Annotated in this window: 28 protein-coding genes; 3 read left to right on the forward strand and 25 right to left on the reverse strand. The window is 71.5% G+C overall.

The annotated features are described in order from the left end of the window. Window positions 1–125 precede the first annotated feature (125 nt). Window positions 126–1,391 (forward strand): site-specific integrase, encoded by a 1,266-nt coding sequence (locus tag Q0994_RS32350; RefSeq protein ID WP_299541989.1) that lies wholly within the window; start codon window positions 126–128, stop codon window positions 1,389–1,391. Between the two features lie 305 nt (window positions 1,392–1,696). Here Q0994_RS32350 and Q0994_RS32355 read toward each other — a convergent pair whose 3' ends face one another. After that, window positions 1,697–1,894 (reverse strand): hypothetical protein, encoded by a 198-nt coding sequence (locus Q0994_RS32355; protein ID WP_299541991.1) that lies wholly within the window; start codon window positions 1,892–1,894, stop codon window positions 1,697–1,699. A 158-nt stretch (window positions 1,895–2,052) separates the two neighbouring features. Between Q0994_RS32355 and Q0994_RS32360 the strand changes: the two genes are divergently transcribed. Together Q0994_RS32360 and Q0994_RS32365 are read left to right on the forward strand one after the other, a co-directional pair. Then, on the forward strand, window positions 2,053–3,009 hold the full coding sequence (locus Q0994_RS32360; RefSeq protein ID WP_299541993.1) for a LuxR C-terminal-related transcriptional regulator: 957 nt from the start codon (window positions 2,053–2,055) through the stop codon (window positions 3,007–3,009). A gap of 316 nt (window positions 3,010–3,325) precedes the next feature. Further along, window positions 3,326–3,559 carry a helix-turn-helix domain-containing protein gene (locus Q0994_RS32365; RefSeq protein ID WP_299541994.1) on the forward strand — a complete coding sequence of 78 codons (234 nt, stop codon included), beginning with the start codon at window positions 3,326–3,328 and terminating at the stop codon, window positions 3,557–3,559. A 47-nt stretch (window positions 3,560–3,606) separates the two neighbouring features. Here the strand turns inward: Q0994_RS32365 and Q0994_RS32370 are convergent, their stop codons facing one another. From Q0994_RS32370 to Q0994_RS32485, 24 genes are all read right to left on the reverse strand, one after another. Next, window positions 3,607–3,756 (reverse strand): hypothetical protein, encoded by a 150-nt coding sequence (locus tag Q0994_RS32370; RefSeq protein WP_299541995.1) that lies wholly within the window; start codon window positions 3,754–3,756, stop codon window positions 3,607–3,609. A gap of 166 nt (window positions 3,757–3,922) precedes the next feature. After that, window positions 3,923–4,339: a hypothetical protein gene (locus tag Q0994_RS32375; protein ID WP_299541998.1), complete on the reverse strand. Its 417-nt coding sequence runs from the start codon at window positions 4,337–4,339 to the stop codon at window positions 3,923–3,925. Window positions 4,340–4,447: 108 nt separating this feature from the next. After that, window positions 4,448–5,680: a helix-turn-helix domain-containing protein gene (locus tag Q0994_RS32380; RefSeq protein ID WP_299542000.1), complete on the reverse strand. Its 1,233-nt coding sequence runs from the start codon at window positions 5,678–5,680 to the stop codon at window positions 4,448–4,450. An 856-nt stretch (window positions 5,681–6,536) separates the two neighbouring features. Further along, window positions 6,537–6,803 (reverse strand): hypothetical protein, encoded by a 267-nt coding sequence (locus Q0994_RS32385; RefSeq protein ID WP_299542002.1) that lies wholly within the window; start codon window positions 6,801–6,803, stop codon window positions 6,537–6,539. A gap of 29 nt (window positions 6,804–6,832) precedes the next feature. Next, window positions 6,833–7,066 carry a hypothetical protein gene (locus Q0994_RS32390; protein WP_299542004.1) on the reverse strand — a complete coding sequence of 78 codons (234 nt, stop codon included), beginning with the start codon at window positions 7,064–7,066 and terminating at the stop codon, window positions 6,833–6,835. Between the two features lie 19 nt (window positions 7,067–7,085). Further along, a complete protein-coding gene (locus Q0994_RS32395) occupies window positions 7,086–7,979 on the reverse strand; it encodes a peptidoglycan-binding protein (RefSeq protein ID WP_299542006.1) in 894 nt (297 codons plus the stop codon). Between the two features lie 64 nt (window positions 7,980–8,043). Beyond that, window positions 8,044–8,313: a hypothetical protein gene (locus Q0994_RS32400; protein ID WP_299542008.1), complete on the reverse strand. Its 270-nt coding sequence runs from the start codon at window positions 8,311–8,313 to the stop codon at window positions 8,044–8,046. 14 nt (window positions 8,314–8,327) lie between these two features. Beyond that, window positions 8,328–8,834 (reverse strand): hypothetical protein, encoded by a 507-nt coding sequence (locus tag Q0994_RS32405; protein ID WP_299542010.1) that lies wholly within the window; start codon window positions 8,832–8,834, stop codon window positions 8,328–8,330. A 9-nt stretch (window positions 8,835–8,843) separates the two neighbouring features. Next, on the reverse strand, window positions 8,844–12,191 hold the full coding sequence (locus Q0994_RS32410; protein WP_299542012.1) for a hypothetical protein: 3,348 nt from the start codon (window positions 12,189–12,191) through the stop codon (window positions 8,844–8,846). Next, window positions 12,191–14,146 carry a hypothetical protein gene (locus Q0994_RS32415; protein WP_299542014.1) on the reverse strand — a complete coding sequence of 652 codons (1,956 nt, stop codon included), beginning with the start codon at window positions 14,144–14,146 and terminating at the stop codon, window positions 12,191–12,193. Before Q0994_RS32415 ends, Q0994_RS32410 begins: the two co-directional genes overlap by 1 nt. Next, on the reverse strand, window positions 14,143–14,445 hold the full coding sequence (locus Q0994_RS32420) for a hypothetical protein (RefSeq protein ID WP_299542016.1): 303 nt from the start codon (window positions 14,443–14,445) through the stop codon (window positions 14,143–14,145). Before Q0994_RS32420 ends, Q0994_RS32415 begins: the two co-directional genes overlap by 4 nt. Before the next feature lie 20 nt (window positions 14,446–14,465). Further along, entirely contained in the window at window positions 14,466–14,867 is a 402-nt protein-coding gene (locus tag Q0994_RS32425) for a hypothetical protein (RefSeq protein WP_299542018.1), read from the reverse strand. Further along, window positions 14,848–15,063: a hypothetical protein gene (locus Q0994_RS32430; RefSeq protein WP_299542020.1), complete on the reverse strand. Its 216-nt coding sequence runs from the start codon at window positions 15,061–15,063 to the stop codon at window positions 14,848–14,850. The genes Q0994_RS32425 and Q0994_RS32430 overlap by 20 nt, the downstream gene beginning before the upstream one ends. Next, window positions 15,063–15,479: a phage tail tube protein gene (locus Q0994_RS32435; protein WP_299542022.1), complete on the reverse strand. Its 417-nt coding sequence runs from the start codon at window positions 15,477–15,479 to the stop codon at window positions 15,063–15,065. Before Q0994_RS32435 ends, Q0994_RS32430 begins: the two co-directional genes overlap by 1 nt. Window positions 15,480–15,542: 63 nt before the next feature. Next, window positions 15,543–15,959, reverse strand: a complete 417-nt coding sequence (locus Q0994_RS32440; RefSeq protein ID WP_299542024.1) for a DUF3168 domain-containing protein — start codon at window positions 15,957–15,959, stop codon at window positions 15,543–15,545. Next, window positions 15,956–16,375 (reverse strand): HK97-gp10 family putative phage morphogenesis protein, encoded by a 420-nt coding sequence (locus Q0994_RS32445; protein WP_299542026.1) that lies wholly within the window; start codon window positions 16,373–16,375, stop codon window positions 15,956–15,958. The genes Q0994_RS32440 and Q0994_RS32445 overlap by 4 nt, the downstream gene beginning before the upstream one ends. Then, entirely contained in the window at window positions 16,375–16,554 is a 180-nt protein-coding gene (locus Q0994_RS32450; RefSeq protein ID WP_299542028.1) for a hypothetical protein, read from the reverse strand. The genes Q0994_RS32445 and Q0994_RS32450 overlap by 1 nt, the downstream gene beginning before the upstream one ends. Further along, window positions 16,554–16,883 carry a phage head closure protein gene (locus Q0994_RS32455; protein ID WP_299542030.1) on the reverse strand — a complete coding sequence of 110 codons (330 nt, stop codon included), beginning with the start codon at window positions 16,881–16,883 and terminating at the stop codon, window positions 16,554–16,556. Before Q0994_RS32455 ends, Q0994_RS32450 begins: the two co-directional genes overlap by 1 nt. 12 nt (window positions 16,884–16,895) lie before the next feature. Next, window positions 16,896–17,441, reverse strand: a complete 546-nt coding sequence (locus Q0994_RS32460; RefSeq protein ID WP_299542032.1) for a hypothetical protein — start codon at window positions 17,439–17,441, stop codon at window positions 16,896–16,898. A 14-nt stretch (window positions 17,442–17,455) separates the two neighbouring features. Beyond that, a complete protein-coding gene (locus tag Q0994_RS32465) occupies window positions 17,456–17,728 on the reverse strand; it encodes a hypothetical protein (RefSeq protein WP_299542034.1) in 273 nt (90 codons plus the stop codon). A gap of 2 nt (window positions 17,729–17,730) precedes the next feature. Beyond that, complete coding sequence (locus Q0994_RS32470; protein WP_299542036.1) at window positions 17,731–18,939, reverse strand: phage major capsid protein; 1,209 nt, start codon at window positions 18,937–18,939, stop codon at window positions 17,731–17,733. 54 nt (window positions 18,940–18,993) lie between these two features. Continuing rightward, a complete protein-coding gene (locus tag Q0994_RS32475; protein WP_299542038.1) occupies window positions 18,994–19,734 on the reverse strand; it encodes an HK97 family phage prohead protease in 741 nt (246 codons plus the stop codon). Next, window positions 19,721–21,664, reverse strand: coding sequence for a phage portal protein (locus tag Q0994_RS32480; RefSeq protein WP_299542041.1), 1,944 nt, complete (start codon window positions 21,662–21,664; stop codon window positions 19,721–19,723). Before Q0994_RS32480 ends, Q0994_RS32475 begins: the two co-directional genes overlap by 14 nt. Beyond that, window positions 21,664–21,834 carry a hypothetical protein gene (locus tag Q0994_RS32485; protein WP_299542043.1) on the reverse strand — a complete coding sequence of 57 codons (171 nt, stop codon included), beginning with the start codon at window positions 21,832–21,834 and terminating at the stop codon, window positions 21,664–21,666. The genes Q0994_RS32480 and Q0994_RS32485 overlap by 1 nt, the downstream gene beginning before the upstream one ends. Window positions 21,835–21,845 lie beyond the last annotated feature (11 nt).

The following is a 21,845-nucleotide window of genomic DNA, read 5'->3' on the forward strand; positions in this document are numbered from 1 at the left end:
GGTTCGAGTCCGGTTCCGGGCACTCCGCGTAGTACGCGTGCTGACCTGCAAAGACGGCTCGATCCCACCGTGATCATTTCCGGTATTGGGAACACTGTGGGAACACGCGGCTCTAGTCTGCCCTCATGGCATCAGTCGTGAGGCGGAAAAACCGCGCAGGAGAGATCACCAGTTACCAGGTCAAGTGGCGTCTGGGCGGCGCCAGGGCCGGGGGTTGGCAGACCGAGACGTTCGCCGACGAGCCGTCGGCCGAGGTGTTCCGGGATGCTGTCAACGGGGCTGGACAACAGTGGCCGCCCGGATGGGTGAAGGGCGAGGGGTACATCGCGTCCGGTGCGGGCCAGGGAGACGATCGGTTCCGCTTCCGCGTCTACGCGACCCGCATCATCATGGAGCGCACCGGCATCGAAGAGCACTACCGGCAGGCGTGCCTGGGCGACCTCGAACGATGGATCTTCCCCACGTTCGGTGAGTGTGACGTGAGGTCTACCGAACACTTCAGCAGCGACACGATCCGTCCGTGGGTCAGGAAGCTGGAGACCACCCTGGTCCGGCGCGGCGGAATGCCGGACGGCAGTCCGAAGATGAAGCCGATGAGCCCCAAGACGCTCAGGAACCTCCACGGCCTGCTCTCGGGCATCCTCAAGGAGGCCGTGCGGTCCGAGCCGCCCCTGCGCGCCCGTAACCCGTGCGAGCTGACGCGCCTCCCACGGGCGGACGACGACGGGGCAGGGGACGACGAGGACATCAGTTTTCTGACGCCTCAGGAAGTCGAGGCCCTGATCTCCTGCATGGAGCGGCGCAGCGACCAGTTGCTGGCGATCGTGAAGTACGGCACCGGTATGCGGTGGTCGGAGGTCACCGCGCTGGCGCCCATGTGCGTGATCGAGAGCGGCGGACACCGGCGAATCCGCGTCCGCCGTGCCTGGAAACGGGACGGCCGCAAGGGGTACTACATTGGCGCGCCCAAGACGAAGAAGAGCCGGCGGACCCTGCGGATCAGCACGACCGTGGACGCCGCCCTGGTGGAACTCGGGGTCGGCTCGCGGCTCGCGCACGACGCTCTGCTCTTCACGGGGGAGACCGGAGACCGCCTGCACTACAGCACGTTTCACGATCGCTGGGGCCGGGCGCTCAAGAAGGCGCGCGAAAAGGGGTTGGTGAATCCGGAGAAGAGGCCGACGCCGCACGATCTCCGGCACTCGCACGCCTCGGCGCTCATTTCGGCGGGCCACGGGCTGACGTACGTGCAGCGGCGCCTGGGCCACGAGTCGATCAAGACGACCAGCGATACGTACGGGCATCTGCTGCCGGAGGCAGACGACGATGCCATGGCCACGATTGAGGCCACGCTGACCGGCCAGCGCCCGCAGCTGCGGCGGGTGGGCTGACCGGCCCGCGTGTGCCTACGGGCGAGCGGGACGGGGGATGGACACCTGAGGGTCGAGGTCGCCCGGGCCGAGAACACCTTCGATCCGGGCCAGAGCGACCTCGGCCCTCAGCTTGTCAACGTCCGCCCTGACCCCACGGGCATGCAGTACCACCCCGACGAGTGCGCCGGCGCTCAGGACCTCAAGCCCCACCAGCAGTGCCATGATCATTTTTGTTAGTCCCCCTTGCTCGTCTTTCGGTGGCCCGGCCGCTCACTGTGAGAGGCCGGGCCGTCCCGGTGTCCCGGGCCCTGGCTACCGCTGGGTCAGCCCCAGCCGGGGTCCTGCATGGTGGCGGCGGCGGCCTCCGTGGCGACGTCCGCGTCCGGGGCGACGATGCCCCATCCCGGGTCGGCGACCACGGCCGTGTGCGCGTCCGCAGAGGCGGCGGCAGCCACCGGCGCTCCGAGCGCGCCGGTGAGCAGCAGGGCGAGGGCACCGGTTCTGATCAGGCGAGCGAGCATGAATCATCCTCCAATTCGAACGCGTGTCCGCCTTCGCGGTCACTCTGTGTACGATGCACGATCACATCCGGATATGCCAGGGGTATAGCCGTACCAAAACTGGCATCTGCTAGATTCCGCACTCTTATGACGTGGCGTCCATTCAGTGCGGAGATCCTGTGAGCAGACACGAATTGCCCCTGTCGCGCGCCGACCGGGCCGCCTACCAGGCGATTGCAGCGGGCGATCCTCCGGAGACCGACGTGAGCCGTCTGCTGGCGGTCGGCCTCGTCACGCTCGGCCCACACAACGGGGAGCAGAATCGTTACATCGCGCACGACCCGCGCATGGCCGCCCGCCGACTCATGGGCGAGGCGCAGGCGCTGGTGACCGACACCGTGGCGCGCATGGCAGAAATCCCCGCCATCGAGGAGCTGGCCACCGATTTCCTGGAGAACCGCTGGTACGGCGGACCAGGGTCTGAATTCCTCGATGGCCCGGACGAGATGAATGCCCGCATCGGTGAGGTCCTGAGCGACGCCATGCACCGGGACGGCGCCGACATGCTCACCGCCCAGCCCGGCGCGCCGGTGGATCGGGATCCGGGGGTCCAGCGACTCGGCATGGAGCGCACCAGTGCGGCCCTCGCCTGCGGCATCACGGTGAGATCCGTGTACAACGGGGCGGCGTACCACCACCCCCAGTCCTGCAGCTACCTGGACGACGTCACGTCCGCCGGCGCGCAGGTCGTCACGCTCGAGGATCCTTTCCCGCGCATGGTGATCGTGGGGCAGGCCAACCTGTTCATCGACAACCTGGCGAATCCAGCAGGGACGAACGCAGGCTGCCACGTCACGGATCGTGCGACGGTCGCGTGGGCCCGCCACATCTTCGAGCTGGCCTGGGAGCGCGGAACACGCTGGCGGGCCGTACGGGCGTCGCCGAGTGTTCTGACGGCCCGGCAGAGGGCCATTCTCGGTGTGCTCGAAGAGGGGCGCTCGCAGAAGAAGGTCGGGCCGGCCCTCGGCCTGGCCGAACGGACCGTGACGAAGGAGCTGGCGGCCGCCAGGGCGGCCGCCGGCGCGCAGTCCCTGTACCAGCTGATGGCGTGGTGGGGGCGCGAGGGGGGCAAATAGCGCCTGACCTACTCGGGCAGCGATGACGCCACCTCCTCCGGTGTAGCCGCCCGTACGTCGGCGGCCGGGGCTTGCCACTCCGCGCCGCCGGCGAGCGGCCGCAAACGAACGGTGCCAACGGGGCCGTCCACGGCATAGCCGACTCGCCCAGACCGCGTGTCCACCAAGACCCGGCGGGCAGTCCGGCTGCGCCAATCGGGGGCTGGGGCCATGGGCGCTCCTGGTGCTGTGCTGGCGAACGGGGGTCCTGCTGATGTGATCAAAAAGCGTCACGGCTGACGCTGACAACGGTGCATGCAGGTCAGACGTTTGTCGAGTGCCCCGCAACCTGCCTGATCGGATCTATGCCCAGCGGCGGGACCTCGGGGACCGGATCCGGATCCTGCGGTCCCGCCTACCGGCCACGCAGGAGACCCTGGCCGCGCGCACGGGCATCGACCGGCGGACCCTGCAGCGGATCGAACGCGGGGAGAGCGACCCGCGGTACAGCGACCTCATCGTCCTTGCGGAAGCGCTCGGCCTTACGGTGGCCGATCTGGTCCGCGAGTAGACCCGCCCGCACCCGGACCGCCGACGGCCAGCAGGTACGGGCGGGCGTCACCGGCGAAGGCCCAGCCGCCGCTTGCGGTCCTCCTGGTACCAAATCAACTGGGCGAGCACCGGGTTGTCCTCGGCGAGGCGGCGCCACTCCGTAGGGGTCGGCCGCCGCGGCGGACGCGGTGCTTGAGCAGGAGTGCGGTCGGCCATCACCGGGCCTCCGTGGCGTCGCGCTTTGCTGCGGCGTGACAGGTGCAGGCGCAGCGCCGACGCATGATGACCGCCCCGCCCACAACCGTGGTGCCGGGGCCGGGGCAGTAGCCGTGCTCTCCTATGCGGCACTCCGGTGCCTCGTACGGGGTGGGTGCGACGGCGTTCACGCGCCCGCCCCCTGCCTCGCGGTGAGCGCGGCGGCGAGGGCGGCGACGTCGACCAGGCGACCGGAGCCATCGGGCGGCTGGATCCAGTACGGTCCGGGCGGCTGCGTGGTCACCGGTGCCGGGACGGTGAGCCAGCAGGCGACGCCGAGCAGGTGACTGCCGGCCACGTCCCACGTGGTCGTCGTGGGCGGGATGAGGAAGTACACGGCACGCCCAGCGGGGTCGTGGATGACGGGCCCGGTGACCGTGGCGGCGGCGGCGAGCCCGTCGTGCTCGCCGCACCGTACGGCGGACCAGACGGTGCCGAGCGGCAGCAGCACGATGCCCGCGGACTCGAACCAGCGGGCTGCGTGGTCCGGGTCGGGGTCGGCCGTGGCGAGCCAGGCTGCGGCCGTCATGGGGGTGGTCTGCATGGGCGATCCCCTCACACGTAGTCGAGTGAGGGGATCGTGACTCACGGCAAGGTGTGCTGCGCCCACAAACTGTGGGCATGATTTTTTCGAGAATCGCTTGACACGCCGTCAGACACCGGTCCACCGCGCGAATCCGGCGATCGAATCGTCCGAGTGCCGGTCCAGGCGGACCAAGGCGGCCGCAGTGTGCCGGACGGTCGGGTGGAAGCGCGTGTGTGCGGGCGAGATGCCACGAGCGGTCGCCAGGTCGGCGAATGCGCCGGCACGGTCGCCCTCGGCCAGCCGTGCCGCGGCGACGTCGATGTGGTGGTGCGACGCCCGCTCCCGGGCCAGGCCGGACGGCAGCTCCCACTCGGTGCGGTCCTGCTCGGTCCCCCACTCCCGCAGCCGGGCCAGTGCCTGCTCGGTGTCACCGGAGTCGATCAGCGCGGCCACCTCGTGGATCCGCACGTTGGTGGGGCCGAAGGACATCTCGTAGAAGTCGGTGTCCCGGCGCAGCATCTCGGCGGCCGCGCGCGCCTCGGCGAGCCGAGCCGTTGCCCGGTCCGGCCGCTGGTCGCGTGCCTCGAGGATCGCCAGTTTCAGGAGTATGGCTCCCTGGACGGCAATCTGCGCTTCGCTCAGTGCCGCCTCGGGTGCCAGCCGTTCCACCTCTTGCTCCAGGCCCTCGAGGAGCCGGCGCGCGGATCCGTAGGTACCCATGCGCACCATCGCGCCCGCCTTGAGGTAGGCGGCCGTCATCTGCATGAGCGGGTCACCGGACCGGTCGGCCGCCCAGTGCACCCGCTCCACGGCGGTCAGGGACAAGTCGTGATACCCCAGCTTGTGCGCCAGGGAGTTGGTGGCCCGGTAGCCGCGGGCCAGCCACCAGTACGCCCGCTCCCGCTCCTGCTCGGAGCGCGCGCCCCGGGCTACGTGCGTGAGCTCGGCGAGCAAGCCGGGCAGTAGCGGGCCCATTCCGACGTACTGCCCGTCCTGCCGCATCTGCGCGACGTGATCCATTTCCCTGGCCAAAACACCGAGCGGTCGCGGTGCCACGACCAGGTCGTCCGGGTCGTCGTACGTCAGGAGAATGCGCCGAAGCTCAGGGATGACGGCCTGGACCTGGTCTTCGGACTCGGCACCGTTGATGTACGGCTGGCCGGTGATCCGGTCCGGCCCGATCGAGAGGGCTCGGGCGATCCGTGCGATCAAGCCTGACGGCGGGTTCCGATCTCCGCTCTCGATCTTCTGCAGGTAACTCGGCGAGATAGCGACGCGGTCGGCGAGCTGGCGGACGCTGAGCTGGCGCACCTTGCGCAGCTCTCGGATTCGCTCGCCTACGTGCTGAGGTGCGGTCATCGTGTCTGCCCCCTGGGGATGTCCGGGTGTCCAGCGTACGTAGCGCCTCCCCCGCGGCGAGGGGCGCACACGTAAACTCTGGGCGCATTCCGGGCACGACAGAAGTGCCCCCGCCCGGCCGGAGCCGAGCGGGGGCGTGGTCACGGGTACTGGCGGCGGGTCGGGTCGAGCGCCAGGGGCGGCGGCGCCGAGGGTGACTCCTCGGGCGTAGATGGTGCGGTCGGGGTGCGCCGGCACACCAGTGCGTCCGGATCGTCGGCCGGGGGCTGCAGGCTGTAGCCGGTGGGGCACGGCTGCCCGTCCGCCCCGTCCGTGCCGTCCCTGCCCGCCGGGCCTGCGGGCCCTGCTGGACCGGCGGGTCCGGCTGGACCTGCAGGACCTGCGGCGCCCGCCGGACCGGCGGGGCCAGGCACGGTGGAGTCCGCGCCCCGGTTGCCGTCCGCGCCGTCCGCACCGCGGGCACCAGGCGGGCCGGGACTCGGCGACGCGTCCGCGCCTGCCGGCCCCCGTGACCCGGCCGGACCCGCGGGCCCCGCAGGGCCGGACGCGCCCGACGGCCCAGGTATGGGCACCGGCACTTCCTCGCGGTCCGGGAGGTCGGCCACGGCAGCAGCAGGGTCGGGCGCGGCCGGGGTGCCGCCCGAGACCCTGATCTGTGCGCGCAACGTCCGTACGTCGTCGGCCAGCGTAGTAACGGCCGCGCCCCGCCGGTCCGCCTCGGTCGCCAGGCCGTCCGCGCGCGCCTCCGCCCGGTGGATCTGGATGAACGCGAGCGCCAGGCCGCCGCCGAGGAAGAGCAGCGCGGCAACCACCCACAGTCCGCGCCGTTGGCGGTACAGCATCCGTTCCGTCCTGGTCACGGCGTACCTCCAAGCTGCGTCACCAGGAGTCGCAACCGCGAGTTCTCGGCCTTCTCCGCGGCGAGGTCGCTGCGCAGCGTCGCCAGCTCGGCGCGCATCTCCAGCCGCTCCTCCTGCAGCTGGTCGGTGAGGCTGTTGAATCCGGTCAATGCTCCGCCCTCCCGGGTCGCTCTCGCTGCGCCCCGGGATCCGTAGATGGCCGCTGCTGCCATCACCGGTGAGGCCAGCAGTGCGCCCAGCGCGGTGATGGTGGCAACGTCCACACGGTCCTCCAGGCGGTCTCAGAGCAGGGTCAGGCGGCCGTCGGCTGCGACGCGGGGTCGGCGGCCGCCGGGAGCGTGGACGCGGTGCCCGGCCGTCCGAGGCGGCCGGCCACCCAGCCCTTCGCCGAGGAGAGGGCGAGGGCGACGGGCGCCGCCCACCACACGGGTATGTCGGCGAGCTCGGTGACGGCCAGGCCGAGGGCGGCCTGCGCCCCGGTCCACCCGGCGCGCTCCGCCAGGTCCAGGAGCAACTTGTTCTGCATGGTGATCTCTCCGATTCAGTCAGACGTTGGGGACGTGGAGCTTGGACCAGGACGCGGCGCCGGGGATGCCGTCGGCGGCCGCGCCGGTGTAGCCGAGCTTCCGCTGCCACGCGGCGTACGAGGCGCGGTCGGCCTCGGACCAGGCCGGGCCCGGCCCGACCCGGTAGCGGCCGCAGCCCTCGGCAACGAGCCGCTTGCCCAGCGCGGTGACGATCGGGCTGCGGCGGCCTTCCCGGAAGAACGCGGCCCCTGGGAACGGCTCGTAGGCCGGGGCGCTCGGCCGGGTCGCCGGGGGCGTGGTCGGGGCCGTCGGCGACGGCTGCTTGCCGAGGCGGGCGGCGATCCGGTCGCGCATCGACGCCATCGTGAAGCCGCGCGGGTCCACCTTCCCGGGCTGCCACTCGAGGTGGCCGATCACCGAGCGCTGCGACCAGCCGTGCGCCCGGCACAGGGCGGCAGCCGCCCGCTCGATGGCGAGCAGCTGCGCGGCGGGCCAGGGGTCCTCGCCGTCGCCGAGGTTGACGGCCTCGAACCCGTAGAAGTGCCGGTTGCCGTCGGTGTCGGCCTGGTTGTCCGCCGGCAGAGCGCGCTCAGCGACGACGGCCGCCAGGACGTCGCCGTCGCCCAGGCCCGCGTGGTTCGCCCGGCCGTTGCCGACCAGGTAGACGGTGCCGTCCTTGGCGATGACGCCGTGGCACAGCGGCCCGGGAAGGGCCGAGTACCCGTCGTAGCAGAGGTCCACGGAGCTCTGGGTCCCGGACGTGACGGTGTGATGGATCATCACGCCGTTCACCGGGCCCCACAGGCCCTTGTGGGTGCGGTTGTGCGTCCGCCACGACCGGTGCTCGACCACGGTCAGGCCCTCGGCGCGCAGCGCGGCCACCAGGGCGTCGGCGGACAAGGGTGTCGCCATCGGTACCTCCAGAAATGCGAAACGCCCCACCGAAGGCAGGGCGCAGGAGCGGGGCGGGCAGGGGTCAGTCGGCGTGGACTATCTCGGACTCGCGGAGCACGGTCTGCTGGCCGTTGCCGGACCAGCCGATGGAGACCTTGAGGTCGGTGCCGACCGGGAGCAGGCTCCGGACCGCGCCCTTCAGGGCGGCGACCTTGGCCAGCAGTTCGGCGTCGGTCCAGTCGGCGATCTGGTCCGGCGTCAGCGTGATGGGCACGTTCAGGTTCCCGTCGAGGCTGGATACCTGGACGCTCAGCACGTCGTACATGGAGTCGTATGCGGGCGGTGTGAGCACGGGTGTCTCCTGGGTCAGCTGAGAGAGGTGGATCCGTTGAAGTCGCTCGCCGGACCCACGTCTTCGACGTGCAGGTACGACGGAGAGACGGCGGATCCGTTGACGGTGAAGTTCGCTGTGCCGGACGAGCGGGCGACGGTCCCGACGATGGGCGCGGTGATCGCGGCGCCGGTGCTGTTGGTGATGATGTTCCCGAAGAGGAACGCGTAGTTGCCGGTGGCCGGCACTGTCATCCGGAACGAGTCGAAGAGGAGCTGCCCGCCGAGCGCGCCCTTACGGACCCGGACCTGGCCTTCGGAGCCGGTGGCGGTCGGGGCGAGGAGGCCCTTGACGGTGATCCGGTAGGCGCGGCTGGCCTTGAAGGTGATGGCTGGTGTCGTAATCCAGATGCCCTCGGCCCCGGTGGTGATGACGGGTTGGGGATAGTTGTCCTGGTTAGCTGTGAAGTTGACGGTGAACGGGGCGCGGCCGCCCTCGATTCCGGCGATGAGCCGTTCCCCGGCGAAGGGGCTGTCGGGCATTCGGACTCCTCAGAGGGCGTAGTGGGTGGGGTCGGCGAGCCGTACGTCCGTACCGGCCGCATGGCCCTTGACGATTCCGTTGGCGGACCGGGTGACGGTCATCTGCTGCGGGGCGCACACCAGGGCGTCGAACTGAACGGTGACCGGGAGCGGGTTGGTGGTGGCCGATCCGAGCAAGGACCGGCAGCCGACCGCCCCGGCGGCCGAGAGGCTGGCGTCCGTGACGCTGATCTGCCACGTAGCAGGCTCGGCGGAGCCGCGCGGCCACGCTGACGCCGAGATGGTGCTGCCCTGCGCGGACAGCCGCACCGTGTACCAGGCGCCCGGCGTGTACGTGCCGAGTGCGATGGTCGCGCCGAGCTGTGTTTCGCCCCCATTCCGAACTCGGAGGGTGAGCGTCGCCGCCCCGGCCGGAGTGATCTGGATCCGCGCGAAATACATGTGCGTCGTATCGGTGTACCGCGCGGCCGCGAACGCATACGCGTTGTCGGCGACGGGGAGCGCGGACACGGAGACATCCACCCGCAGGTCGACGTCCGGGACCGGCACCGCTGCGAGGGTGTGGCGGAAGACGTTGCGGGTGGTCATGATGTGCCGCCCGGTGCCGCCGGTGACCGAGTAGTCGGCGGCGCTGCCCCCGGCGGTCGTCCACGCCTGCCCGGAGTCGGCGGCGCCCCACCCGGAGGCGACGGTCCGGCCGAACTGGTCCTCGGCCACCCCGGTGATGCCGGTGACGGTGGCCCGTTCCCCGCCGACCGCCACGTCGAATGGGAAATGGCTCGGGTGCGTGGCGCTGGAGATCCACGGGGTGCCGTCCGTGGTGAGGACCGGCAGGGCCGCCGCGGACGCGGTGACCGCCGTGGCGAGGACAGTGCCCCCGGTGTCGTACCGGCCGCGGACCGGGTCGTCGTAGACGCCGACGTCCCAGGGGCGGGCCGGGGCGGTGGCGTAGGCGATCTCCCAGGTGTGCCGGCCGATGGTCTCGGTGAGGCCGCGGACCATGAGGCGGGCGTCCCCGGGCGGCATCCACGACGGCAGGTTGGTGATGGTCAGCAGGTCGCCGAGTTCCAGTCCCAGCGCGGCGGGGATGAGGTGCGGGGCGGCGTGGAGCATGACCCGAACCGTGGGGTAGCGCGGTTCGTCCACGGTGCCGAGGTGAGCCTGCCACGCGGCGATCTGCTCGGTCTGCGTGTCGGCGCCCAGCGACAGGGTGATGGAGGTGTCGTACGTGCCGACGCCGCCCTGCTCCGGGGGGAGCGTGGACAGAGGGCCGGTGGCGACTTCGTAGCGGCCGCTGCTGCCGCCGGCGCGGATGACGGTCACGTCGTTGCGGACGTTCTGGTCGTCCTCCACCGGGTCCAGGCCGGGCGCGACCTCCCCCGGCGCGGTGTAGGTCAGGGTCAGCGCCGGGGTCTGGTTGTAGAGCCCGGTGCGGTCCCGGTAGTGCAGGGCGAGCCGGTCGCGCCGCTCGTACAGCAGTCCCCCGTCGGTCGCCGCGCAGTCCTCCAGCAGTGCCAGGAGCTCCGCCGGCCGCTGCGGGCCCATCTGTTCGGACGGCTGGGCGCGGTCGCCGTCGGTCCAGGTGAGCGGGAGCAGGGTTTCCTCTTCGGCGAGGCGCGCCATGCGGTTGAGGGCGGTCTCCCGGTCGTAGGCGGTGATCGCCCCGGAGTAGGCGGTGGTGTCCGTCACGGAGAACACGGCGAGGTGCCCGAGGGCCATGCCGTCGAGCGCGGCCGCGTACCCGTCGGGCGGGCTGGACACGGACCGGACGCGGCCGATCGTGCCCGCGTAGGTGCCGGTGTAGGACCCGCCGGTCGTGCCGACGCCGATCCACTGAATGGTCCAGGTGACGGTGCCTCCGGACTGGGAGACGCGCAGCGACGCGGAGACCCACTGGTTGTAGAGGTCCAGGCCCGTGCCGATGCCCTGGTTCAGGACCGTGGTGCCGTCGGAGTCGCGGGCCTGGACGCGGGCACCCGAAGCGCCCCACTGCAGGAACCACTCGGCGTGCGTGCCGCCGGAGCAGAGCACCCGCATGAACGTGTAGTTCGTCGCGTTGACGGTGTTCAGCCGGTAGACCCACCGGACCTGCCACCCGGTCGGTGACCCGGTCGGCGCGGGGACGGTACCGGACATCTGGGCGAGGTCGCCGCCAGCGGACGCGAGGACGGGAAGCGGCGACGACGACGCCAGGTCGGTCGCGGACGCCCACGTGACGCGGGACAGTTGCAGCGGCCGGACTCCGGGGATAGGGCTGGACGCCTGGGTGGCGGCCGCGCCTTCCTCCATCGGCCAGTACGCCAGCAGGTTCCCGGCCGTCGGGATCCGGCGCCGCAGCGTCGAGGCAATCGGTTTGCGACCCTGCCCGAGGCGGCGCAGGATCCCGGAGGCCTCCAGCGGCACGTAGACGTCGGTGCCGGAGGTGTCCCACCGGGTCGGCCAGGATGAGACCTCGCCGACGAACCGGTATGCCCGGGTACTGATCCGCGCGGTGCCTGTCGCCGTCCAGGTCCGCCCGGCCGTGTCTACGAACGAGGTGGTGCCGTCCGTCCGGGTCCGGAAGTCGGGGTCGGCAACCACGGTCCCGTTGATGCCGTTGCGGACCTCGGCACGGTGGATGAGCGCACGGGCCGGGGGCCACCCGGTGATCGCAACCGGGGCGACCTGGAGAGGGGCGGCGCCGGCGTAGATGCTCGTGGTGAACGCGCCGTCCGTGTACGTGTCGAACTGCGTCCACGGGCCCGCGAGGGACGGCGCCGAGTACGCGTTCGCCGTGAGCCCTCCGGCCCCGTTGTTGACGTCCAGCGTGACCCGGAGCGCCGCCCGGCGGGGCAGCGTGGGGAGCGAAAACACCACGGCGAAGAGGGTGGTGCCGTTCGCCGACCAGTTCAGGACGAGGGTGCCCTCCTGCAGGCGGAGCGAGTAACTGCGCTGCGCGGTGAGCGATTCCCACTTCCCGATGAGGGTCTGGATCTCTGTCGCGTACCAGTCGGCGGTCGCCTCGATCCGCAGATCGAGGTCACCGGTGATGTCGAGGGCCGCGGTGTCCGGGGTGGACGCGGTGCCGGCCGTCGTCCCGTCGAGATCGAGGTAGGACTCCGTCCCGGGTACGGACACCCGGATCGGCGTGGCCCGCCCCAGGCGCCCGTAGTACGGCGACATCGGGTTGCGTGGGGAGAACAGGCCGTCCCGGTTGTTCAGCGTCAGGGTGAGGCTGCCGGGCGTTGTCTTCCCGGACTCGTTCTTCGCCCCGCGCGTGATCTTGATTAGGTCCCGTTCGTAGACGCGGGTGCTGATGTCGGTCCACACGCCACCGATCTGGATCTCGGTGCGCCGGTCCAGGGGGAACGTCGTCATCAGCCATCTCCCAGCAGGATCTGGACGTCTCCGCGTCCGTCGGTACGGACGGCGCGCTGCAGCGCCGCCACGATGAACGCCGATGCCTCGGAGCCGTCGTCGCGGATCTCCAGCACGGTGCGGGACTGGCCGCCGGTGCCGCGCACCGCCCCGGCGACGGACCGCATCATCCCGTCGAGCTTGGACAGCGGCAGGACGGCTTCCTGCTCGGCCCCCTCGCCGATCATGGCGAGGGTCGGGCCGGTCGTGACACCGCCGGCCGCGAGCATCGGAATGTTGGGGGTGGAGAGGGTGATGCTCGGGATGTCCACGCCCATGATCGACCCGCCTCCGATGCTGAAACTGAGCGAATTCCACCCGGAGATCAACGAGTTGACCATGGAGCGGAAACCGGCCGTGATGCCGTCCCACATGCCGCTCGCCGCCGCTGCGATCCGGCCGGGCAGGGACCGCACCCATGCGACGACCTGGCCAAACCAGTTGGCGACCATGCCGGGGAGCGCAGCCGCGCGGCGGACGTCGGACATGAAGGCGTCGACCGCACCGGCAACGATGCTGGCCACCCAGTTCCAGGCGGCGCGGGCGGCGGAGACGATCCCGTTCCACGTTGCTGCGGCCACGTTCTTGATCCAGGTCCAGGCGGCGCCGAGCTTGTCGACGATCCAGTCCCAGGCCCGGCCGGTGGCGGCGGCGATCTCGTCCCAGTAGACGATGACCAGCACGATGATGGCGATGATCGCAATGATCGCGGCGACGATCCAGGTCCCCGGGAACGCCCACAGGGCCGTGTTCCAGGCCCACTGGGCGATCACCGCAATGCCGATGGCGACCGCCAGCAGGGCGAGGACGGGGACCAGGACCTTGATCAGGGCCGGGTTCTCTTTCAGGAAGCCAGCCACGACGCTCAGGGCGGGTGCGAGGAGTTCGCCGAGCGTCTGCGCGAACGTCCGCATGATGCTGTCCGCCGCGGCCGCGGCCGCGGCGTTGTCGGTGACTGCTTTCGCCGCGCCGGCCGCGTCGTCCAGGCCGGTCGCCGCTGCGGCGCCCGCCGCGTCGAGGCCAAGGAGGCTGTTGCCCATGTCCTCGCCGGGCCCGCCGAAAAGTGCGGCCTGCAGGGCGGTGCGCTCGGTCTGGGACTCCACGCCCTTGAGGGCGGTGGTGACCTGGTCGAACGCCTCGGTGCCGTGCCCCTTGTCCATGAGGGCCTGGAGGTCTTTGACGTCCAGGCCGAGCTCTTTCAGCGGGGCCTTGACCTTCTCGGTGTCGGCCATCTGGAGGGTGAATTCCTTGACGGCGTCGCCGAGCTTGTCGAGCTGGAACGTGGGGTCCTGCGCGGCCTGGGCGAGCAGGCCCATCATGTCGGGCCCGGTGAACCCCAACTGGTCGAAGAACTCCCCGTACTCCGAGATCATCGCGGGCACTTCCTCGCGAAGCTTCGGGGGGAGCTGCTGCGCGGCCGCGGTCAGCAGGTCGAACGCCTGCAGGCCGTCCTTGACCATGCCCGTCTTGATCATCGTGCCGACGGCCTGCGTCGACTCGCCGACGTCGAACTCGAACGTGTCCGCCAGCGTCAGCGCCGACTTGGTCATCTGGTCGAGTTCGGCGTCGGTCGCGCTCCCGAGTCCGCCGATGTTCGCCGTGACGCCGGCGAGCGCGTCGGCGACGGCGTCCATGGACCCACCGAACCCGGCGGCGTACACGTCACCGGCGAGGGTGCCAGCGCGCGCGGCCTCGGCCTCGGTCAGCCCGAGCTGGTTCTGCAGCTTGGTGGTGGCGGCCTCGGCGTCCATGGCGGACGCCAAGCCCATGGCGAAGAGCCCGCCGACGGCGGCCCCGGCGGCCGCCGCCTGGATCCCGCCTAGGCTGGCCTCCACGTCGGCGGCGGCGCCCTCGGCCCCGCTGGTCAGCTCGGCGGTGTCGATTCCGACCGTGACGAGCAGTTCTTCGAGGGTCACCGCGGTTTCCTCTCAACGCTGTGTTTCGGTCCGTTCATGCGGCGCGTGAACTGTTGGGCGACGGCGAGCATGTCCCGCCAGTCGGCCGGTTCCTTGGCCGCGCCCTGGTCCCACTTGGGCAGGAAGTCCTTGGGTTCCTTGGGCCGTTGGCCCTTGCCGCGGGCGGTGTTGGACACGGTCGCGGCAAGTACGGCGAACAGAACGTCCAGGCGCTGCCCGCCGATGGGGCCGTTGACGTGCTCGTACGCCATCCACTCGGTGAGCTCTTCCGAGCTGCAGCGGGCGAGGAGTTCGGGCACGGTGCAGCCGAGGGCGAGGGCTAGTCGGAGGTAGAAGCGCCGCTCTGGGCGGCGCCGGAGTTTCCCGCTTGCGCCTGCACGTCTTCGTCGCGGAGTCCGGACAGGCGCTGAGCGACCACTGACAGCCGGTGCAGCACGGCGCCGTTTTTCGCGCCCAAGGCCTTGATGTCCTTGTCCGTGAACAGGCGGGTGAAGTCCTCGGCCACCAGTGATTTCGCGAGGAGCCGGGCCATCTGGTCCTGCATGTTCATCCGTTGCACGGACCCGTTCGGGCCGAGGACGACCAGGGACGACTGGTAGGCGTTGCGGTCGGTGCCGGACAGGGCGAGGATCCGCACGGTGCCGTCCCACTCGGGGACGTCGACGTCCTCCCAGCGCCGGTCGTCGGCGCGGGTGATCTGGTCAGCGTTCAGCAGGGCCATCGGGGCTTCTCTCCAGGGTGTTGTGGACGTCCACCCGCGCGGCAACCAGCGTCAGGTGTACGGAGGGGACCTCGTCGGGATCGACGGGGACGGTGACGGAGTCGCGGAGAATCGCTTCGGGCGGGATCTCCACGCCGCCGACCAGGATGCGGGCGGCCGGTCCGGTCCGGATGACCGCGATGTGGTCGGCGGGCATCAGGTGATGACCGGCTTGCCGCTGACCTTGAGGGTGAGGGCGGCGGTCGCCTTGTCGTCGTACGGGGTTTCCGGCTCGAATCCGGTCAGGATCGCGGGGAAGGCCCACTCGGTCGCGGCCTCGTCCGGGAACACGATCTTGTAGTTGCGGGGTGCGGTGTCCTCGAAATCGCCCACCAGCAGGTCGTGCTTGTCCGGCTGGTAGTTGATGTCCGCCGAGACCTCGCCCGGGTCTTTCAGGCCGCCGATGAATTCCATCCAGCCGTCCTCGCTCCCGTGGGAGGTGACGTCGATGGTTTCCCTGGACAGGCCGGGGGCGGACAGGTTGGTGACGTCGGCGATCTCCTCGAATCCCTCGGTGGGGGTCACGCCGTCGCCGCGCAGCAGCTTGGTACCGAAGCCGTCCATACCGGCCATGGGGTGCCTCCTGGGCATGCGGAGAGCCCCGGCCGGTGCGGCGCGGGGCTCAGGTGGGGTGGGTCAGTGCTGTTCGGTGACGATCCGGTACCGCAAAACCAAGTGCCGGATGTCGCCGGGGGGTTCGGGGTCGGTGAGGGTCTGGGAGAACTCGAACCGGGTGGCGATCCAGTCCATGCCGGGGATGGTGAGGGGCCGGTGGTCGAGCAGGGCCGTGATGCGGGTGCCGATCCGCAGGACCTCGGCGAACCCCCGGTACCGCGACCACACGTGCAGGGTCACCACGGTCTGCCGGCCGAACCCGGCGTGCCGGTTGTCGGGGATCTCGGTCGCCTCACCGACCACGACGAACGGATAGGGGACGTCCTCGGGGGTGTAGTCGTGAACACCCTTGATCAGGGCCGACAGGGCGCTGTCGCCGCGCAGGACGGTGAACAGGGCGCCCTGGACGGGCAGCATCGGGGACGGGGCGGTCGTCATCCCAGCGCCCTCCTGACCTCGGCGGCGATCCGGGCGCCGATCCGGGCCCGCTCCGCCTCGGCGGCGGGGCCGAGGGCGGGCCGGGCCGGGATCCGGCGGGTGCCGAACTCGTGGACGGTGGCGTACCGGTCGTCGCGGTCCCACCACCCGATCTCGGCGACCAGCTGGTTGTTGTGGGTGACGGCCCGGACGCTGTCGCGCAGGTTCCCCGTGTCGACGCGCACGGCCCGCGCGGTGTCGTCGCGGATCGCTTCGGCGGACTGGACGAGTGCCCGGTGGCACGCGGCCCGCATGGTCGGGGCCAGCTCCTCGAGGCGGTCCCGCAGCGCGTCCAGGCCCTGGATGCTGACCTGCACGCCGCTGCTGCGGGTCTGCCTGCCCGCCCCGCCGCGGCCGCCGCGCCGGCGCCGCGCCATCAGCGGGCCTTGCGCCGGTCGCGGCGCGCCTGGGCGAGCTCGGCGGCCACCGCGAGGATCGCCCACGCGGTGCCGGTCGCCGTGTCTCCGGCGGTCAGGGCCGCCTGGGCGGTCTGCCGGCACTCCAGTGAGTCGTCGGGCAGCGGCCGCCGCGGCGGCGCGGGTTTCTCGGCGTCCATCAGGTGTTCTCCTGTTCTCTCAGTTCGCACTCGGCGCGGCGGTACAGCGGTGCGGACGGGGCGATCACGGACAGGACCCGCAGGACCTGCCCGTCGCCGCGCAGCTCGTCGCCGCGGCGTACGTCGGCGCCGGGCTGCAGGTAGACGGTGTGGGTGTGCGGGACGCCGCCCTGCTGGGCCAGCATCCGTTCGGACGCCGAGGGCTGGTCGACCTTGGCGCGGACCTGCCCGACGGCCTGGTGGGCGGTCTGCTGGCCGCCGTATCCGTCGTCCGTCGTAACGGTCCGCCAGACGGCCAGTTGCCGGTTGAGCAGGTGCGTGATGTCCACGGCCGCCCCTCTCTACCGGCTGGCGGGGCCGCGGGCGTACGGCTCCAGGATCCGGGCCTCGAAATCGGTCACGGCCTGCCCGGTGCGCTGCTTGTCGTAGGACACCGAGTAGTCGCCGAGCGATTCGGAGGCGACGGCCTCTTTCGGGTTGACCCAGGCGCGGCCGGCGACCTGGACGCAGACGCGGGCCACGACGTCCGGCACGGTCGCCCACCCGTGCGTGCAGACGACGGTGATGTCCGCGTCCAGGGGCCAGCAGCCGCCGAGGCTGCGCAGGATGCCGTGCCGGTTCCACCGGTAGGCGGCCGCCTCGAGGACCGTGCCGTCCACGGTCACCGAGGCGAGACCGGTCACCGGCATCTCCGGCAGGTTCATGATGTGCCGGCCGGTGCCGACCAGGTGCAGGACGGCGTCCTGGACCTGGTCGACGTGCTGGCGCAGCGCGCCCCGGACGACGGTCTGCGCCGCGGAGATGGCTGCGGCCGCCAGCTCGGGGTCGATGGTGTCGAGGCGGAGGTGGACGCGCAGGTCCTCGGGGGTCGCCCAGGGGTCAGCCACGACTGCGCCCTCCCTTACGTCTGCTTACCGGCGTCGGTGTCGCCGCCGGCGGGCGCGTCCGGCGGGGCCAGCGTCTTGGCGGCCGCCTTGCGGGGTGCGGTCCGCGTCGCGGTCCGCTTGTCCGGCTTGGCGCCGGTGCGGTGCTCCTCGGGGGCGGCTTCGGCGTGGCCGGCGGCGATCCACGCGCGGGCCAGGTCGTCGTTGACGCTGACGACCTGGCCGTGGTGGGCGCGCAGCCCGGCGCCGTCGGACACGCTGCCCGGTGCGGTGATCCGGATCTGCTTCATGGTCAGGCCGCCTTCATGACGAGAATGCGCAGGGCCTGCGGGCGGACGACGTCGCCGCCGACGCGCTTGCGGATCTTCCAGCCGATCATGCCGTCCTCGGCGTAGAGCTCGGTGAGCACCTTGACGGTCATGCCCTGCCGGTCGTAGATGCGGTATCCGGCGTTGAAGTCGCCGAACGCGGCGACCCGCGCGGACGCGGCGACGGCGGCCATGTCCTCCTGGTTCTCCACGGGGAAGCCCAGGAATGTGTTGGGGCGTCCGGCCTGCATGCTCGGCTGCCACAGGTACCGGTCGTCGGCGTCCTTGAGGGTGGCGATGGCGAGTTCGGTTCCGGACGGGATGGTGAAGCGGCCGTTGCGCCGGTACTGCTTCGGCGTGGCGTAGATCAGCTTCATCATGTCGTCGGTGGAGATGGCGGTGACCCCGGCCGCGGTGACCGTGGGCACCCCGCCCCCGGCGGTCATGTAGCCGACCGGCTGGTGGGCGGCGTGACCGGCGCCGATGGTGAAGGCGGTGTCCTCGGCCTCCGCGCACGCGCGGGCGAAGCTGTCGCGGATGAACGCGTCCAGGTTGACGTCGGTGTCGTCCATCTCGTCCTCGCCGACCTTGGCGAGCCCGTACAGGTCCTCCACGTAGGTGTACTCGTCCGTCGGGGTCGACGGCATCGAGTCGGTGAGGTCCTGCTCGTTCGTCTCGAGCTTGCCCCAGCCCACGGCCACCTCGGTCAGGCTGCGCCGGCGGACCCGGTTGGTGTTGATGGACCGCTGCGAGGCGATGCTGCGCATGATGGTGAGCTCCGGCAGGGACCGGTTGATCTCGGTCTCCAGGTCCTCGGGCACCAGGATCTCCCCGGCGGCGTTCTCGACCAGGGCGCGCTGCTCGGGGGCCATGCGCGGCAGGCCGCGGCGCAGGGCCTGGAAGAACGCCGAGCGGCGTTCGGCGGCGCGCTGCTCCTGACCGCCCCGGCCGCCGTCGTCGGGCCGGTTGCGGCCGCGCTCGATCGGCTCGGCCATCTGCGCGGCCCGCTCTTCGTCGGCCTCCAGGCGCTCGATGCGCTCGGTCAGCGACCGGAAGTCGGACTCGTGCCGGTCGTAGGACTGGCGCTCCTCCGCCTCGAGGCCGCGGTTCGCGGCCTCGGCGGTTTCGGTGATGGCCCGCATCGATTCCACGATGCCGGCCCGCTGCTGGCGCAGCTCCACGCTGGTGGGCATGGGGTTCTCCTCATGATGGGTGGGATGGTCCCGGGCCGGTCGGCCGGGAAGTCGTCAGATGCCGGCGAGCAGTTCGATCTCGCGCAGCCGGTGGCGGGCCCGCTCGTGCGGGTACGCCTGCGGGCCGGGGGCGGAGCGGTCGGCGGCCTCCAGGAGCGCGCCGAGCGCGTCGTGGGCGTCCGCGACCAGCTGCCGGTTGGTGGCCGAGAGGACCTTGCCCGCGCGGACCTCGGCGAGCGCCCGGGTCACGGCCTCGGGCTCCGGGGCGGTGTCCTGGCCGGTGTGCCGGGCGGCGGCGGAGCGGAGCTCGGCCGACGTCGCGGCGAACGCCGGGTACGTCACCACGGACACGTCGCCGCCGTCGAGGTCGATGCCGAACACCTCGTGGACGTTGCCGGTCCAGCCGTCGGCGGTGACCCAGAACCCGAACGACATCTGGTTGATGTCGCCGCGCTCCAGCGACACGGCCAGGTCGCGGGCGTAACTGACATCCGCCATCCGCGCGTCGACGTCCACGCCTTCGTCGGGGACCTCGGAGAGGTCGGCGGTCCCGGAGGCGGTCCGCCCGAGCAGCAGGTTCGGATCGTGGTTGATCAGGAAACGTACGTCCGGGTCCAGGCCGAGGGTGCGGGTGGCGGCGCTCGGCATGATGCGCTCGCGCCAGCCGCCCATGTCCTCGGAGAGCGAGTTGTAGACGATGCTGCGGCCGTGGAACTCGAGGCGGCCCAGCTTCTCGTCGGCCCTGGTGATCCGCAGGTTCTGGAGCGGGAAGGCCCGCACCTCACGTGTTCGCATTGGGGTCCTTCCGGTTGAACTGCAGTCGGCACGTGCATCCGGCGATCTCGTCCACGCCGAGCCGGTGATCGTGCGGCCACCGGCCGCGCTTGGTCCCGATGTCGAACTCGCCGCGCATCTTCACCGTCTGGCCGTCGGCCTGGGCGTGCGTACGCCGCGGGTTGGAGCCCCAGACCCGCCACGTCTTCGTCGCGGCGCCGGCCTGCTTCGCACCCTCGTGGGAGCCGAAGTTCGCGCCGTAGACGACGCGGGCCTGCGCCAGTTGCGTGGCCCTGGCCTGCGTCATCCCGTCGAACATCTTCAGGACGTCCTTGGGGGCGTTGGACACGGTGAACTGGTGGGCCAACTTCTCCACGGTGGTGGCGTTGACGTTCGCGGCCGTCGCCGCGGCGGACGCGGCCACCGCCGCGGTGGTCTCGGCGGCGGCGAACGTCCCGCCGAGCGCGGCCGCCGTCGCCGCCCCCACCTCGCCGACCAGTCCGGACGCCAGGCGCAGCAGGATCTCGGTCAGCAGCTCGTCCTCGGCGGCCCGGTCGATGAGTTCGGCCGCCCCGGCGCCGGGGGTGAGGTTCAGGGCGGACAGGACCCGGTCGCCCTGCTCGGCGAAGAACGCGGCGATCGCGTCGTAGTGGCGGGTGATCCAGTCGGGCAGGTCCTCGGCGTCCGGCGCGTCCACCGTGTCCTCCACCGCCCGGGTCCGGGGCGGGGCCGGCAGGGCGCGCTGCTCCGGCGGCGCGGTCTGCCCGGCCGGGGACATGTTGAGCGGAACCACGTACTCGTCGCCGCCCTCGATGGGCGGCTCGTCCTCCTTGGCGCGGATGTCGTTGACGGACCACCACCCCCACTGGCGGCCGAGCGCGTACCCGGCGTTGCGCTGCGCGGAGTCGCCGCGCAGCAGCGCGTCCGGGTTGAACCGCATGTACAGGTCCGGTCCGCCCAGCAGGCGCTGCGCGGTCCGCTCGAGACGCGTCAGCCACGGCATCAGCGAGTAGATGACGTAGCCGAGGGACTGCTGCTCGATGCCCGAGCCCCAGGACGTGGAGCGCTCCACGTCGCCGATCATGTGCGGGGGCACGCCGAAGATCCCGGCGATCTCCGCCCGGGTCAGCTTGTAGACCTCGAGGAACTGGGCGTCCGCAGGGGACAAGGTGGTCTTCTCCCACTTCGCGCCGGCCTCCATGACGGCCAGGCGGTGCGACTGGTCGAACCCCTCGTGAAGCCCGGTCCACTGCTGCGTCAGCCGCTCGTACTGGGCGTCGTTCAGTGCGCCGGGGACGGACACGACGCCGCCGGGGGACGCGTCGCGGGCGAAGAACCCCCCGATGTACGACGTCGCCGCCCACCCGGTGCCGACCGCCTGGCGGGCCATTCCGATGGGCGACAGGCCCTGTCCGCCGCCGACGCCGAACGCCCGGAAGTGCAGGAAGTTCTCGGCGCGGACCAGGCCGTCGGCCTCCCGGATCGGCGCCCACTCGTCGTCGTCCAGGGTGATCTTGAAGACGCGTTCCCCGGTGCCGGGCACGCGGCGGGGCTCCACGCTCGTCCACGCCACCGGCCACAGCCCCACCTCGCGGCCCGCGTTGTTCCGCTCGATGTAGACGCCGCCGTTGCCGCGCACCAGCATCCAGCCGAGGACCTGCGCCCAGAACTCGCCGGAGGGCAGGTCCGGGTTGGCCTGGTACGTCAGCAGCGGGGCGAGCGGGTGATCGGTCAGCGGGGTGCGGGTCGCCCCGGTCCGCTGGTACAGGCCGACCGGCAGCATGCTCCCGGTCTCGGCGAGGAGCCGCACGGAGGAGAACACCGCGGCGACCTGCAGGGCGCGCTCCGGGGTCACCGCCACTCCGGCCGACGTCGACCGGCCGTTGAGCGAGGGCATGCCCTTGCGGCTGCGGCGCTGGCGGCCTCCGAGGAGGCTGCGGATCAACGGCATCAGCGTTCCTCCCTGCTCAGGTTCCCGGCGACGATCAGCGGTACGGACAGGCACAGCAGGGCCAGGCCCGCCCCCAGCGCCCCCCACAGGGCCGCGCCGACCACGACCGCCCCCGCCACGGCGGCCGCCGCTCCGGCCACCTCACAGACCCACTGGGCGCGGTCAGGCATGGGCGGGCACC

The organism is uncultured Streptomyces sp. (genome assembly GCF_947488945.1).
In the GTDB taxonomy this organism is placed as follows: Bacteria; Actinomycetota; Actinomycetes; order Streptomycetales; family Streptomycetaceae; genus Streptomyces.

What these genes read in the sequence shown, in the direction of transcription:
- Q0994_RS32355 (WP_299541991.1), bottom strand. Translation starts at nt 1,894, where the DNA reads ATGCTCGCTCGCCTGATCAGAACCGGTGCCCTCGCCCTGCTGCTCACC.
- Q0994_RS32430 (WP_299542020.1), bottom strand. Translation starts at nt 15,063, where the DNA reads ATGCCCGCCGACCACATCGCGGTCATCCGGACCGGACCGGCCGCCCGC.
- Q0994_RS32485 (WP_299542043.1), bottom strand. Translation starts at nt 21,834, where the DNA reads ATGCCTGACCGCGCCCAGTGGGTCTGTGAGGTGGCCGGAGCGGCGGCC.
- Q0994_RS32480 (WP_299542041.1), bottom strand. Translation starts at nt 21,664, where the DNA reads ATGCCGTTGATCCGCAGCCTCCTCGGAGGCCGCCAGCGCCGCAGCCGC.
- Q0994_RS32410 (WP_299542012.1), bottom strand. Translation starts at nt 12,191, where the DNA reads ATGACGACGTTCCCCCTGGACCGGCGCACCGAGATCCAGATCGGTGGC.
- Q0994_RS32470 (WP_299542036.1), bottom strand. Translation starts at nt 18,939, where the DNA reads ATGCCCACCAGCGTGGAGCTGCGCCAGCAGCGGGCCGGCATCGTGGAA.
- Q0994_RS32350 (WP_299541989.1), top strand. Translation starts at nt 126, where the DNA reads ATGGCATCAGTCGTGAGGCGGAAAAACCGCGCAGGAGAGATCACCAGT.
- Q0994_RS32405 (WP_299542010.1), bottom strand. Translation starts at nt 8,834, where the DNA reads ATGCCCGACAGCCCCTTCGCCGGGGAACGGCTCATCGCCGGAATCGAG.
- Q0994_RS32395 (WP_299542006.1), bottom strand. Translation starts at nt 7,979, where the DNA reads ATGGCGACACCCTTGTCCGCCGACGCCCTGGTGGCCGCGCTGCGCGCC.
- Q0994_RS32445 (WP_299542026.1), bottom strand. Translation starts at nt 16,375, where the DNA reads ATGGCGCGGCGCCGGCGCGGCGGCCGCGGCGGGGCGGGCAGGCAGACC.
- Q0994_RS32370 (WP_299541995.1), bottom strand. Translation starts at nt 3,756, where the DNA reads ATGGCCGACCGCACTCCTGCTCAAGCACCGCGTCCGCCGCGGCGGCCG.
- Q0994_RS32380 (WP_299542000.1), bottom strand. Translation starts at nt 5,680, where the DNA reads ATGACCGCACCTCAGCACGTAGGCGAGCGAATCCGAGAGCTGCGCAAG.
- Q0994_RS32475 (WP_299542038.1), bottom strand. Translation starts at nt 19,734, where the DNA reads ATGCGAACACGTGAGGTGCGGGCCTTCCCGCTCCAGAACCTGCGGATC.
- Q0994_RS32375 (WP_299541998.1), bottom strand. Translation starts at nt 4,339, where the DNA reads ATGCAGACCACCCCCATGACGGCCGCAGCCTGGCTCGCCACGGCCGAC.
- Q0994_RS32425 (WP_299542018.1), bottom strand. Translation starts at nt 14,867, where the DNA reads ATGGCCCTGCTGAACGCTGACCAGATCACCCGCGCCGACGACCGGCGC.
- Q0994_RS32465 (WP_299542034.1), bottom strand. Translation starts at nt 17,728, where the DNA reads ATGAAGCAGATCCGGATCACCGCACCGGGCAGCGTGTCCGACGGCGCC.
- Q0994_RS32450 (WP_299542028.1), bottom strand. Translation starts at nt 16,554, where the DNA reads ATGGACGCCGAGAAACCCGCGCCGCCGCGGCGGCCGCTGCCCGACGAC.
- Q0994_RS32435 (WP_299542022.1), bottom strand. Translation starts at nt 15,479, where the DNA reads ATGGCCGGTATGGACGGCTTCGGTACCAAGCTGCTGCGCGGCGACGGC.
- Q0994_RS32390 (WP_299542004.1), bottom strand. Translation starts at nt 7,066, where the DNA reads ATGCAGAACAAGTTGCTCCTGGACCTGGCGGAGCGCGCCGGGTGGACC.
- Q0994_RS32440 (WP_299542024.1), bottom strand. Translation starts at nt 15,959, where the DNA reads ATGACGACCGCCCCGTCCCCGATGCTGCCCGTCCAGGGCGCCCTGTTC.